This window comes from Streptomyces sp. NBC_00045 (genome assembly GCF_045041095.1).
GTDB lineage: Bacteria > Actinomycetota > Actinomycetes > Streptomycetales > Streptomycetaceae > Streptomyces.
Genome location: NZ_CP108271.1, coordinates 1,521,885 through 1,534,277 on the forward strand (window position 1 = coordinate 1,521,885; position 12,393 = coordinate 1,534,277).

The 12,393-nt window shown below is 72.2% G+C and carries 14 protein-coding genes; 9 read left to right on the forward strand and 5 right to left on the reverse strand.

The genetic code is table 11. From position 1 onward, the window contains the following. Positions 1-720 carry a dethiobiotin synthase gene (bioD, locus tag OHA65_RS07190; RefSeq protein WP_327282271.1) on the forward strand — a complete coding sequence of 240 codons (720 nt, stop codon included), beginning with the start codon at positions 1-3 and terminating at the stop codon, positions 718-720. A gap of 115 nt (positions 721-835) precedes the next feature. Here bioD and OHA65_RS07195 read toward each other — a convergent pair whose 3' ends face one another. Next, positions 836-1,453 (reverse strand): hypothetical protein, encoded by a 618-nt coding sequence (locus OHA65_RS07195; RefSeq protein WP_327282272.1) that lies wholly within the window; start codon positions 1,451-1,453, stop codon positions 836-838. Positions 1,454-1,658: 205 nt separating this feature from the next. Between OHA65_RS07195 and OHA65_RS07200 the strand changes: the two genes are divergently transcribed. After that, on the forward strand, positions 1,659-2,324 hold the full coding sequence (locus OHA65_RS07200) for a class I SAM-dependent methyltransferase (protein WP_327282273.1): 666 nt from the start codon (positions 1,659-1,661) through the stop codon (positions 2,322-2,324). A 3-nt stretch (positions 2,325-2,327) separates the two neighbouring features. On the opposite strand, the gene OHA65_RS07205 is transcribed toward OHA65_RS07200, so the two are convergent. After that, a complete protein-coding gene (locus OHA65_RS07205) occupies positions 2,328-2,753 on the reverse strand; it encodes a GNAT family N-acetyltransferase (RefSeq protein WP_327282274.1) in 426 nt (141 codons plus the stop codon). A gap of 195 nt (positions 2,754-2,948) precedes the next feature. Between OHA65_RS07205 and OHA65_RS07210 the strand changes: the two genes are divergently transcribed. The 5 genes from OHA65_RS07210 to mug all read left to right on the forward strand — a co-directional run bounded on the left by OHA65_RS07210 (position 2,949) and on the right by mug (position 8,231). Further along, complete coding sequence (locus OHA65_RS07210; RefSeq protein ID WP_327282275.1) at positions 2,949-4,289, forward strand: hemolysin family protein; 1,341 nt, start codon at positions 2,949-2,951, stop codon at positions 4,287-4,289. After that, positions 4,286-5,311: a hemolysin family protein gene (locus OHA65_RS07215; protein ID WP_327282276.1), complete on the forward strand. Its 1,026-nt coding sequence runs from the start codon at positions 4,286-4,288 to the stop codon at positions 5,309-5,311. Before OHA65_RS07210 ends, OHA65_RS07215 begins: the two co-directional genes overlap by 4 nt. A gap of 69 nt (positions 5,312-5,380) precedes the next feature. Beyond that, positions 5,381-6,172: an SGNH/GDSL hydrolase family protein gene (locus OHA65_RS07220; RefSeq protein WP_329312952.1), complete on the forward strand. Its 792-nt coding sequence runs from the start codon at positions 5,381-5,383 to the stop codon at positions 6,170-6,172. Positions 6,173-6,243: 71 nt separating this feature from the next. Then, positions 6,244-7,677, forward strand: a complete 1,434-nt coding sequence (purB, locus tag OHA65_RS07225) for an adenylosuccinate lyase (RefSeq protein WP_030300188.1) — start codon at positions 6,244-6,246, stop codon at positions 7,675-7,677. Further along, a complete protein-coding gene (gene mug / locus OHA65_RS07230) occupies positions 7,674-8,231 on the forward strand; it encodes a G/U mismatch-specific DNA glycosylase (RefSeq protein WP_327286025.1) in 558 nt (185 codons plus the stop codon). The genes purB and mug overlap by 4 nt, the downstream gene beginning before the upstream one ends. Here mug and OHA65_RS07235 read toward each other — a convergent pair. From OHA65_RS07235 to OHA65_RS07245, 3 genes are read right to left on the reverse strand one after another with little or no spacing between them, the layout of a single operon-like run. After that, positions 8,228-8,662: a hypothetical protein gene (locus tag OHA65_RS07235; RefSeq protein WP_329312954.1), complete on the reverse strand. Its 435-nt coding sequence runs from the start codon at positions 8,660-8,662 to the stop codon at positions 8,228-8,230. The genes mug and OHA65_RS07235 overlap by 4 nt on opposite strands. A 40-nt stretch (positions 8,663-8,702) precedes the next feature. Next, the gene (locus OHA65_RS07240; protein ID WP_327282301.1) at positions 8,703-9,452 is read right to left on the reverse strand and encodes an ABC transporter permease subunit; all 750 of its coding nucleotides are present in this window, start codon (positions 9,450-9,452) and stop codon (positions 8,703-8,705) included. Positions 9,453-9,484: 32 nt separating this feature from the next. Further along, positions 9,485-10,396, reverse strand: coding sequence for an ABC transporter ATP-binding protein (locus OHA65_RS07245; protein ID WP_327282302.1), 912 nt, complete (start codon positions 10,394-10,396; stop codon positions 9,485-9,487). Positions 10,397-10,504: 108 nt separating this feature from the next. Between OHA65_RS07245 and OHA65_RS07250 the strand changes: the two genes are divergently transcribed. After that, complete coding sequence (locus OHA65_RS07250) at positions 10,505-11,680, forward strand: histidine kinase (RefSeq protein ID WP_327282303.1); 1,176 nt, start codon at positions 10,505-10,507, stop codon at positions 11,678-11,680. A 4-nt stretch (positions 11,681-11,684) separates the two neighbouring features. Then, positions 11,685-12,335: a response regulator transcription factor gene (locus OHA65_RS07255; protein ID WP_327282304.1), complete on the forward strand. Its 651-nt coding sequence runs from the start codon at positions 11,685-11,687 to the stop codon at positions 12,333-12,335. The last annotated feature ends 58 nt before the right edge of the window (positions 12,336-12,393 follow it).

A 12,393-nucleotide genomic window follows, 5' to 3' on the forward strand; every position in this document is an offset into this window, starting at 1 on the left:
ATGACGGTGCTCATGGTCTCGGGCACGGGCACGGAGATCGGCAAGACGGTGGTCACGTCGGCGATCGCGGCCGCCGCGGTGGCGTCGGGCCGCTCGGTGGCGGTCCTGAAGCCGGCCCAGACGGGCATGGAACCCGGTGCTCCGGGTGATGCGGCGGAGGCGGTCCGGCTGGCCGGACCGGCGGTCACGGCGGTGGAACTGGCCCGCTACCCGGAACCCTTGGCCCCGGACACGGCGGCCCGCCGCTCCGGCCTGCCCACGGTCTCGCCGGCAGCCGTCGCAGAGGCCGCGGAGCGGCTCGCCCGCTCCCACGACCTGGTCCTGGTGGAGGGTGCGGGCGGCCTGCTGGTCCGCTTCGACGAAGCCGGCCACACCCTGGCCGACGCGGCCCGCCTGGTCGGCGCCCCCGTCCTGGTGGTCGCCCCGGCGGCGCTCGGCACCCTCAACTCCACGACCCTGACGGCCGAGGCCCTCCGGGCCCGGGGGCTGGAGTCCCCGGGCGTGGTCATCGGCAGCTGGCCGGCGCAGCCGGACCTGGCCTGCCGCTGCAACCTGGCGGACCTCCCGTCGTCCTCGGGACTCCCGCTGCTGGGCGCGGTCCCGGAAGCTTCGGGATCCCTCTCCCCGGAGGCCTTCTGCGCGGCAGCCCCCGGCTGGCTGTCCCCCGCCCTCTCGGGCACCTGGTCCCCGGAGTCCTTCCTGACGGCCTGGCAGCCCTGATCGGGAGCCGGGGTCCGGACTCCTGGCCCGGACCCCGGACCCCGGCCACGCAGCGGCCCGGCGGCGCCCCACGGCACCGCCGGGCCGCTGCGTCCGTGCTCCGTTCCCGGCGCGCTCAGTGCCCACCACGGGGCTCGCGGCAGCCGCCCTCCGCGTAGACCCCGTGTGCCTCCACACTCACCGGCACGCCCAGGCGGCCCGTCACGCACGGTCCGCTCTCGGGGATCGACAGGACGAACGAGAGGTTGCCCGGGCCGGATCCGTACACGTCCCCGGTGTCCAGCTCGTATCCGAGTTCCTTCAGGAGCCGACCGAGGTCCTGAGCCGTCTGCGGTGCGCCCTTCCCGCCGGGGCCGCCCAGCGCCACCTCGATCCGCGCGGCGTGCGCATCACCCCGGCACCGGGCCTGCGGACTGAGCCCGACCTGGCTCTTGTACCCGTGGTTCTCCGCGTACTTGCGCGCCTCCGGGTCCGTGGGCAGGTCGTCCGGCGTGGCCGACGGGGCGGCAGTGTCCATGCCCGCGCACGCCTTGGCCACCTCGGGGAAGAGCGCGTCGTGGCGGGCCACCGCGGCCGCCTCCCGGGCGGCGTGGTCCGGGGTCGGGCTCAAGGACGGCACCGGGGACGGGCCGGCGGCCGCGCCGCTCCCGGACACCTCGGTGCCGCAGGCGGTCAGTACGAGCGCCCCTGCGGCGAGCAGCACGGCGCCGACGGCGGTGGTACGGGAGGTCACTGGGTCTCCGCTTCCTGGGTCGGGCCCCGGCGGCGGGGCGACTCCGATTCCTGCGATCACCCGATTGTCCACATCCGGCGGTCCCGGACTCCTGAGTACGCGTACTCAACCGACCGGCGGACGGCCGGTTTTGCGGGCCTCCCGGACGGGGAACAGCCGGGCAGGGCAACCGCACCCGCCGCCACCCCGCCCCCGGAGGCCCGCCATGCCCGCTCCACATCGCGACCCGGACTCCGTCAACCACCCGCTCTTCGCCCGGTTCTACGCCCGTTTCAGCACCACGGCCGAGACCCGCGGCGGCATCGGCGCCCTGCGCCGCGAGCTCCTGCACGGCGTATCCGGCCGGGTCATCGAGATCGGTGCCGGCAACGGCCTCAACTTCGCGCACTACCCGCGCGCCGTCTCCGAGGTCGTGGCCGTCGAACCGGAGCGGCGGCTACGCCGGCTCGCCGCCGACGCCGCCCTGCGCGCCGAGGTCCCGGTCGATGTCGTGCCGGGTGTCGCCGAGGCACTCCCGGTCAAGAGCGAGGCCTTCGACGCCGCGGTCGCCTCCCTCGTGCTGTGCTCCGTACGGGACCTGCCCCGCGCGCTCGCGGAGCTCCACCGGGTGCTCCGCCCCGACGCCGAGCTCCGCTTCTTCGAACACGGCCGCGCGCCCACCGCCGGCATGGCCGCCGTCCAGCGCACCCTGGACCGGACCGTCTGGCCCCGTCTCTTCGGCGGGTGCCACACCTACCGGGACCCGGCCGCCGCGATCGGGGCCGCCGGATTCCGGTCCGTCTCGTACCGCAGCTTCCGGCTCCCCGAGCGCGGGCCCGCGTTCCCGAGTTCGTACTGCGTGATCGGGTCGGCCCGCCGCGGTCCGGGGTAGGGCTCAGGCGTCGAGCGGCTTGACCCAGCGCGTCCAGTGGTCCTCGGGGTGGTACCCCGCCGCGTCCCACGCCCCGTGCGCCCCCTCGTTGCGGTCCAGCACCATCGCGTCGGCGCGGCGTCCGCCGAGCTCGCGGAACCGTTCCTCCGCGGCGGCCAGCAGCGCCGATCCGATGCCCTGCCGGCGGTGCGCCGGGTGTACCGCGAGCCGGTACAGGTGGCAGCGCCAGCCGTCGAAGCCGGCGATCACGGTGCCGACGAGTTCGCCGCCCCGGCGGGCGAGCAGCAGGGCGCGCGGATCGCGGGCGTGGAGCTGCTCGACCCCGGCGAGGTCGTCACTGATACTCGTTCCCTCGGCGGCGGTCTTCCAGAAGTCGAGCACGGAGGGGAGATCGGCGACCGACGCGGGACCGACATGAAGATCACTCATGGCCGGATCCCATCATCCGGGTGCGCTCCGCCAAAAGCATGAGCCCTCCCCTTTGCCTTTCCTTTACCATGGTGGACAGCAGTCGACCGACCCGAACGAAAGGTGTGAGCGTCCGCCCATGGGCGAGCCCCCCGGTACCCGACATCGCGCAATACCCCTCCTCCTGGCTGATCATGGGACGGAGGTGACCGACCGATGACCGAAGTGCTCCTGCTCCTCGTAGCGCTGCTGCTCTGCCTTGCCTGCGGAGTCTTCGTCGCGGCCGAGTTCTCCCTGACCACCGTCGAGCGCAGCGAGCTCGAACAGGCCGTCGAGCGCGGCGAGCCCGGCGCCGAGAGCGCCTTGACGGCCGTCCGGAGCCTGACGTTCCAGCTGTCCGGCGCCCAGCTCGGCATCACCGTGACCGGCCTGGTCATCGGCATGATCTCCAAGCCCTCGATCGCCGCCCTCCTGCAAGGTCCCTTCGAGGCCGTGGGGCTGTCGGCCGGCGCCGCCTCCTCCGTCGCCCTGGTCCTGGGCACCGTGCTGTCGACCCTCGTCCTGATGGTCGTCGGCGAGCTGGTGCCCAAGAACTGGGCGATCTCGTCCCCACTGGCCATCGCCAAGCGGGTGGCCACCATGCAACGGGTCTTCAGTCGCGCGTTCCGGCCGTTCATCAGCCATCTGAACAGCACGGCGAACCACCTGGTCCGCCGCTTCGGCATGGAACCCGCCGAGGAGCTCGCTTCCGCCCGCACTCCGCAGGAGCTGGTGGCGCTCGCCCGGCACTCCGCCAAGGCGGGCGCGCTGGAGAAGGACACCGCCGAGCTGTTCGTACGGACCCTCAACCTGGCCGACCTGACCGCGGAGAACGTCATGACCCCGCGCGTCCAGGTCACCGCCCTCGACGTGCAGACCACCGCCGAGGACGTGGCGAACGCGACGCTCGCGACCGGCCTGTCGCGCTTCCCGGTCTACCGGGGCAGCCTCGACACCGTCGTCGGTACCGTCCACATCAAGGACGTGGTCGCCCTGCCCGCCGGGGAACGGCACCGCCGCCCCGTCTCCCAGCTGCTGCGCGAACCGCTCCTCGTACCGGAGTCGCTGACCGTGGACCGGCTGCTGGACCTGCTGTCGGGCCGCCGGACGATGGCCGTGGTGATCGACGAGTACGGGGGCACGGCCGGCGTCGTGACCCTGGAGGACATCGTCGAGGAGGTCGTCGGCGAGGTGCGCGACGAGCACGACCCGCACGAGACCGCGGACCTGGCCCCGGCCGGTACGGACGCCTCCGGGCGCCGCCTCTACTCCGCCGACGGAGCCGCGCGCACCGACCAGCTGGAGCGGATCGGACTGCGCGTGCCGGACGGCCCATACGAGACCCTCGCCGGCCTGATAGCGACGGAGCTGGGCCGGATCCCGGCCGTCGGCGACAGCATGGAGCTGGGCGGCTGGCGGCTCGACGTCGTGGACGCGAGCGGGCGACGGGCCGCACGGGTGCTGCTGCACGCGCCGGTCGAGCCGCCGCAAGACAAGGGTGGGGAGGCAGCCCGATGACGGTGCTCCAACTGCTGATCGGCCTGGCGACCCTGGTCGTCAACGCCTTCTTCGTCGGCGCCGAGTTCGCGCTGATCTCGGTGCGGCGCAGCCAGATCGAACCGCACGCCGAGCGGGGCGACCGGCGGGCGCGCGCGGTGCTATGGGCGCTGGAACACGTGTCGGCGCTGATGGCGGCGGCCCAGCTGGGCATCACGCTGTGCACCCTGGTCCTGGGTGTGGTGGCCGAGCCGGCCATCGCCCACCTGCTGACCCCGCTGTTCGACCTCGTGGGCGTGCCGTCGGGGCTGACGCACGCGATCTCGTTCGTGATCGCCCTGGCACTGGCGACGTACCTGCACATGCTCTTCGGCGAGATGCTGCCGAAGAACGTGGCGCTGTCCGAGCCCGTGCGCACCGCACTGCTGCTCGGTCCGCCGCTCGTCACCCTGACCCGGGCGCTGAAGCCGGTGATCTTCGCGGTCAACGCCTTCGCCAACCTCCTGCTGCGACTGCTGCGGGTGGACGTCAAGGACGAGGTCGCGGCGACCTTCACCGACGACGAGCTGGCGCGGATCGTCAAGGACTCCAGCGAGGCGGGACTGATCGACGGCCGGGCGAGCGAGCGGCTGTACGACGCCCTGGAACTGGGCCGGCGGCCGGTCACCGATGTGGTGCTGCCGCTGGACCGGGTCGTCGTGGCCCGGGACGGCATCACGCCGACGGGCCTGGAACAGCTGTCCGCCTCATCCGGGTACTCCCGCTTCCCGGTGATCGACGCGCAGGCCGGGATCCTCGGGTACCTGCACGTCAAGGACGCCCTCGACGCGGACGGGCCGGAGCGGGACGAGTCGTTCCCGGTGTCCGCGCTGCGCCCGATCGCGCAGGTACGAGCGGAGACCCCGCTGGACGACGTGCTGACCGCGATGCGGCGCAGCCGGACGCACCTGGCGGCGGTACTCGGCTCGGGCGGGGCGATGACGGGCCTGGTCACGATGGAGGACGTGCTGCGCGAGCTGTTCGGCCGGCCGGCCTCCGCCTGACGCCGCCGCCACCGCAGTGGTGCCCCGGCCCTACGCGGTCGGGGTACTGCGCGGTAGCATCGCTCCGCCATGGAGATGAATGCGCCTTACACCAGTTTCGTCGCGGTCGGCGACTCCTTCACCGAAGGCATGTCCGACCTGCTGCCCGACGGTTCCTACCGGGGCTGGGCCGACCTGCTGGCCGCCCGCCTCGCGGCGCGCGAGCCCGACTTCCGCTACGCGAACCTCGCGGTCCGCGGAAAGCTGATCGGGCAGATCGCCACGGACCAGGCCCCGGTCGCGGCGTCGATGGGCGCTGACGTGGTGACGCTGGTCGGCGGCCTGAACGACGCGCTACGCCCGAAGGTCGACATGGATCGGGTGCGCGGGCACCTGGAGGAGGCCGTGGGGCTGCTGGCACCCACCTGCAAGACGCTGGTGCTGATGCGCTCTCCGGGCCGCAACGGGCCGGTGATGGACCGCTTCCGTCCGCGCATGGAGGAGCTCTTCGTCATCATCGAGGAGCTCGCCGCCCGGCACGGGGCGCTGGTGGTCGACCTGTACGGGGCCGCCGCCCTCGCCGACCCCCGCATGTGGGACGTGGACCGGCTGCACCTGACGGCCGAGGGCCACCGCCGCGTGGCGGAGGCGGTCTGGCAGACGCTGGGCCTGCCGCCCGAACAGGACTGGCGAACCGAGCTCCCGCCCGCGATACCGCCCGGCTGGGCCGCGCGCCGCTCGCAGGACCTGAGCTTCGCCCGGCAGCACCTGCTGCCGTGGGTCGGCCGCCGGTTGACGGGCCGCTCCTCCGGGGACGGCCGTCCGGCCAAGCGCCCGGAGCTGCTGCCGTACGAGGCCGCCGCGGGCGAGCGTCACTCGTAGCAAGACACAATCCAGGGTGGGGTCCCTACCTGCGTAAACGCACAGCGGCGGCACAAGTAGAATCCCTACACGTGACTGCCAAGCCCCGCATCCCCAATGTCCTGGCCGGCCGCTACGCCTCCGCGGAGCTCGCCGTCCTGTGGTCCCCCGAGTACAAGGTGACGCTGGAGCGGCGGCTGTGGCTCGCCGTGCTCCGCGCCCAGAAGGACCTCGGCATCGACGTCCCGGACGCCGCCCTCGCCGACTACGAGCGCGTCCTGGAGACGGTCGACCTCGCCTCCATCGCGGAGCGCGAGAAGGTCACCCGGCACGACGTGAAGGCCCGCATCGAGGAGTTCAACGCCCTCGCCGGCCACGAGCACGTCCACAAGGGCATGACCTCCCGCGACCTCACCGAGAACGTCGAGCAGCTCCAGATCCGGCTCTCGCTGGAGCTGGCCCGCGACCGTACGGTCGCCGTCCTCGCCCGGCTCGGCAAGCTGGCCGGCGAGCACGCCGAGCTCGTCATGGCCGGCCGCTCCCACAACGTGGCCGCGCAGGCCACCACCCTGGGCAAGCGCTTCGCCACCGCAGCCGACGAGCTGCTGGTCGCCTACGACCGCCTGGAGGACCTGCTGGGCCGCTACCCGCTGCGCGGCATCAAGGGCCCGGTGGGCACCGCCCAGGACATGCTCGACCTGCTGGGCGGCGACGCCGCCAAGCTGGCCGACCTGGAGCAGCGCATCGCCGCCCACCTCGGCTTCGCCCAGGCCTTCACCTCCGTCGGCCAGGTCTACCCGCGCTCGCTCGACTACGACGTGGTCACCGCCCTGGTGCAGCTGGCCGCGGCCCCCTCGTCGATCGCGAAGACGATCCGCCTGATGGCCGGCCACGAGCTGGTCACCGAAGGCTTCAAGCCCGGCCAGGTCGGCTCCTCCGCGATGCCGCACAAGATGAACACCCGCTCCTGCGAGCGCGTCAACGGCCTGATGGTCATCCTGCGCGGCTACGCCTCGATGACCGGCGAGCTGGCAGGCGACCAGTGGAACGAGGGCGACGTCTCCTGCTCCGTGGTCCGCCGCGTGGCGCTGCCCGACGCGTTCTTCGCGTTCGACGGCCTGCTGGAAACCTTCCTGACGGTCCTCGACGAGTTCGGCGCCTTCCCTGCGGTCGTGGCCCGCGAGCTGGACCGCTACCTGCCGTTCCTGGCGACCACCAAGGTCCTGATGGGCGCGGTGCGCGCGGGTGTCGGCCGCGAGGCGGCCCACGAGGTCATCAAGGAGCACGCGGTGGCCTCCGCGCTCGCCATGCGCGAGCAGGGCGCCGAGCGCAACGAGCTGCTCGACAAGCTGGCCGCCGACGAGCGGATGCCGCTGGACCGGGCCCAGCTCGACGCCCTGATGGCCGACAAGCTGTCCTTCACGGGCGCAGCCGGTGACCAGGTCGCCGCGGTGGTCTCCCGTATCGAGGCGATCGCCAAGCAGCACCCGGAGGCCGCCGGATACACGCCGGGGTCGATCCTCTGACCCCCGAAGAGCTGAGCGCCGCCCGTGACCGCGTCCTCCCGGACGTGGTCGCGGGCGGTCTGCGTGTGCTGTTCTGCGGGATCAACCCTGGTCTCCTCTCCGCCGCGACGGGCCATCACTTCGCCCGCCCCGGCAATCGCTTCTGGCCGGTGCTGCACCTGTCCGGCTTCACCCCGCGCCGCCTGGATCCCGCGGAGCAGGAGGAGCTGCTGACCTACCGGCTCGGCATCACCAACGTCGTCGCCCGCGCCACGGCCCGGGCGGACGAGCTGAGCGCCGAGGAGTTCCGCGAGGGCGGCCGCATCCTCACCGCCAAGGTGGAGCTGCTGCGCCCGCAATGGCTGGCGGTCGTCGGGGTCACCGCCTACCGCACGGCCTTCGGCGAGCGAAAGGCCCAGATCGGCTCCCAGGACCGGACCATCGGTTCCACCCGCATCTGGGTGCTCCCCAACCCCAGCGGCCTGAACGCCCACTGGACCGCCGAGTCCATGGCCCAGGAGTACGCCCGCCTCCGCACGGCCGCCGGGGCGACTCCCGAGCCCTCTGAGTCCTAGGGCGGGTCGATCACGGTCACCGCGACCATGAGCTGCGGTGAGTGGTCGGTCCCCCACTGGGCTTCGTAGACGGCGACCCAGCGGTCCTCGGCCCGCCAGAGGTGCAGGTGGTCGCTGGTGTCGCCGATCTCCTGCCACGGCTGCGGCACCTCGCCGGACTCCGTCCGCAGCCGCAGGCTGTCGAGCGTGAACCGGTCGGGCTTCCCCCACCGCTCCTCCAGCCGTTGGACCAGGGCCTCGAACTCGGCGGACACCTGGTCCTCGTGCGCCACACGGTCGGCCGCGTCCTCGTCCCCGTACCACCGGCTGCCGCCCAGCTCGGCGAGGTGGTAGCCGGGCCCGCTGGTGCCCACTTCGGACCTGCCCCGGACGTCGGGGAAGTCACGCGTCCGGAGCCGGTCGATCGTGTCGAGATGCTCTGCCGTGGTCATGCCGTCAGTATCCCGCCGACCACTGACAACTGGCCCTGCGTCACGCGTCCCGCCGGCGCACCGCCAGCCATCCGCCGATCAGGGCAGCCGCCGTCCACAGCGCCATCACCCCGAGCCCGGTCCAGGGCCCCAGGTCTCCGGTCATCTCCTGGTGCATCACCAGCTGCCCGGCGCGGTCCGGCAGGTACTGGGCCACGCCCGCGGCCTTCGCGCCGATGATGAACGACACCATCAGCACGAACGGTATGAGCAGGCTCAGTACGGCCGTCGCGCTGCGCAGCACCGCCGTGAGTCCGGCGGCGAACAGGGTCATGAGCATCAGGTAGAGGCCGCTACCGAAGATCGCGCGGAGGGTGCCCGGGCCGCCCAGCTCCAGAGCGTACGGGCCCATGAACTGCTGGCCCGCGACGAAGGTGACGAGACCGGTGATCTGGCCCATCAGGAAGGCGGCGCCCCCCACCGCGGCCATCTTCGACAGGTAGAAGCGGGTGCGGTTCGGCACGGCGGTCAGCGACGTCCGCACGCCGCCGTTGTGGAATTCGGCGGACAGCGCGTTCGCGCCGAAGGCGATGGCCGCCACCTGCCCGAACAGGAGGCCGTAGTAGGCCGCGAAGAGGGGGTCGTCGCCCATGCTGCCGGCTTCGGCGTCACCTATCAGCGCGGCTGTCAGCGTCTGGATCCCGGCCGTGGCGACCAGGATGGCGATCAGGGCCCCGAAGGTGCCCCGCAGGGAACGTATCTTGATCCATTCCGAGTGCAGAACGGGGACGGTGGGCAGAGCGGCGCTCATGGCGAAGCCTCCTGGAGTGAGCAGGGCAGTGGTCAGGGGGTGGCGGCGAACTGGGCGTGGCCGGCGGTGAGGTCGAGGTAGGCCTGCTCCAGCGAGGCGCGCTCGTCGGAGAGTTCCAGCACGGGGATGCCCTCGCGGGCGGCCATGCTTCCGATCTGCTCCGCCTGTATGCCGTCGACGGTCCATCGCCCGTCTTGTGCGTCGGCCATCTCGAAGCCGTCGCGGGCGAGGGCAGCACGCAGCCGGATGGGGTCAGAGGTGCGAAGGCGCACCCGCGGGGTGCTGCGGGAATCGATGAATTCCTCCATCGACGTGTCGGCCAGCAGTTTCCCCTGCCCCAGCACCACCAGGTGGTCGGCCAGCGCCGCCGTCTCGGACATCAGGTGGCTGGAGACGAGGACCGTGCGGCCCTCGGCGGCGAGGCCCCGCATCAGCTCGCGGATCCAGATGATGCCCTCGGGGTCGAGGCCGTTGGTCGGCTCGTCCAGCAGCAGCACACCGGGGTCACCCAGCAACGCGGCTGCTATGCCGAGACGCTGACGCATACCGAGCGAAAAGGTCTTGATCCGTCGCTTGGCCGCCGAGGCTATCCCCGACTGCTCCAGGACCTCCTCCACCCGGCGCATCGGGATGCGGTTGCCGGCGGCGAGGAAGCGGAGGTGGTCCCGGGCGGTGCGTCCACCGTGAGCCGCCTGGGCGTCCAGGAGGGCACCGACCCGGTGGAGCGGGTCGGTGAACTCCGTGTAGCTGCCGCCGCCGATGGTCGCCGTGCCGGCGGATGCCCGGTCCAGGCCCAGCAACAGGCGCATCGTGGTGGACTTCCCGGCGCCGTTGGGGCCGAGGAATCCGGTGACCCGCCCGGGAAGGACGTCGAAGGAGAGGTGGTCTACGGCCCGGGTCGTGCCGTATTCCTTGGTCAGTTCTCGGATCTCGATCCTGTTCATGGCTCAAGACTCGCCGCCGGCCCCACCCCCTTCCCTCCCCCGTGCGAGGGTGCCATCTCCCCCACGTGGGGGAGACGCGGTCGAGGTGCGCACTGTCACGATGGGGGCATGTACCGACTGCTCCGTGCTCCGCTCCAGCCAGTGACGTACTCACGCTGGGTGCACCTGTGCGTGCCCATCCTGATGCTGGCCGTCTGGATGTTCATAGAGCCCGAGGCTCCGTGGGTCCCCCTGCTGATCGTCATCCCGATGGGGCTGATGCCCTGGATGCGGCTGGCCGAGGGGCTGCAGGCCCGCTTCCTCCTCGCCCCCCACACGGGCGACTCGGTCGACAGCGGTATCAGCACGGTCAAGTCCGTACGGTGGGGCGACCGGTGGCGGACCCTGCTGTGGCTGGAGATACGACTCATCCTGTCACTCGGCGTCATGATCGCGACGGTGTGGCTACCGTTGTTCAGCGTCCAGCTCGTCGCGAACGCGCTCGGGAATCCGCTCCACGGGGACGTCGAACTTCCTTTCACTCCCGAGCGCTGGGCGGCCGCGCTGCTCGCCCCGGTACCGTTGGTCCTGCTGTTCGTCATCGTCGTGTTGCTCGGCGAGCTGATCACGGCGATCGCACGGCGGCTGCTGGGACCTTCGGCGGCGGAGCGCGTCAGCGCGCTGGAGGCTCGTACCGAGCAGCTGCTGGAGCGCACCCGCATCGCGCGCGAGCTGCACGATTCGATCGGGCACGCACTGACCGTGGCGGTGGTGCAGGCGGGGGCTGCACGGGCCGCGGGCAACCCGGAGTTCACGGAGCGGGCATTGTCCGCGATCGAGGAGACGGGCCGTGCGGCTCTGGAGGATCTGGAGCGGGTCCTGCACGTCCTGCGGGAGTCGGCGCAGCCGGCCTCGCAACGGCCGACGCTGGCGGAGGCCGACCGGCTGCTGGAATCGGCCCGGGCTTCCGGCTCGGACGTGGACGCGGAACTGACGGGACCGCTGGAGCAGTTGCCGGGACCCGTCACCCGGGAGGGTTACCGGATCCTGCAGGAGGCGCTCACGAACGTGCTGCGGCACTGCGGTCCCGTCCCGGTGCGGGTCCGGGTGGAGATGGCCGTCGGCAGGCTGGACCTGGAGGTCACGAACCCGCTGCCGGAGCAGCCCGTTCTCATCACCGGCAAGGGGAGCGGGCTGCGCGGGATGCGGGAGCGGGCCGCGCTGCTCGGCGGGGAGGCCGAGACCGGTCCGCACGAGGGCAGTTGGAGAGTGCGCGCACGGCTTCCGCTGGAGCGAATACGCTGATCGGATGCCGGTTACCGTTCTGCTCGTCGATGACGAACCCCTGGTACGCGCGGGCCTGCGTGCCGTTCTGGAGGCCCAGCCCGACATCGAAGTGGTGGGTGAGGCGGCCGACGGGGCCTCCGTCGTGCCGCTCGTCCGTCAGCTGAGGCCGGACGTCGTGGCCATGGACGTGCGGATGCCGCTGCTCGACGGGATCGAGGCGACGCGGGCCGTCCTGCGGACCGTGGACTCCCCGCCGAAGATCCTCGTGGTGACCACCTTCGAGAACGACGAGTACGTGTACGAGGCGCTGCGCGCCGGTGCGGACGGGTTCCTGCTGAAGCGGGCCCGCCCCTCCGAGATCGTGCATGCGGTGCGGCTGGTGGCGGAGGGCGAGACGCTGCTGTTCCCGGCAGCCGTGCGGGCGCTGGCCGCGGAGTACGGGAACCGGCAGGCGCGGGTGGCACTGGAGCGGGCAGCGCTCACCGAGCGGGAGGAGGCGGTGCTGCGGCTGATGTCGCGAGGGCTGACGAACGTCGAGATCGCCCGCGAGCTGATCGTCGGGACCGAGACGGTGAAGTCCCACGTGAGCGCGATTTTGGGCAAGCTGGGGGCGCGGGACCGGACGCAGGCCGTGATCACGGCGTACGAGTCGGGGTTCGTCGCCCCGGCCTGAGGGGAGCAGCCGGTTCCAGCCGATGGGGGGCTGCTTCTCGCCGCCGCCCCGGGGGCGC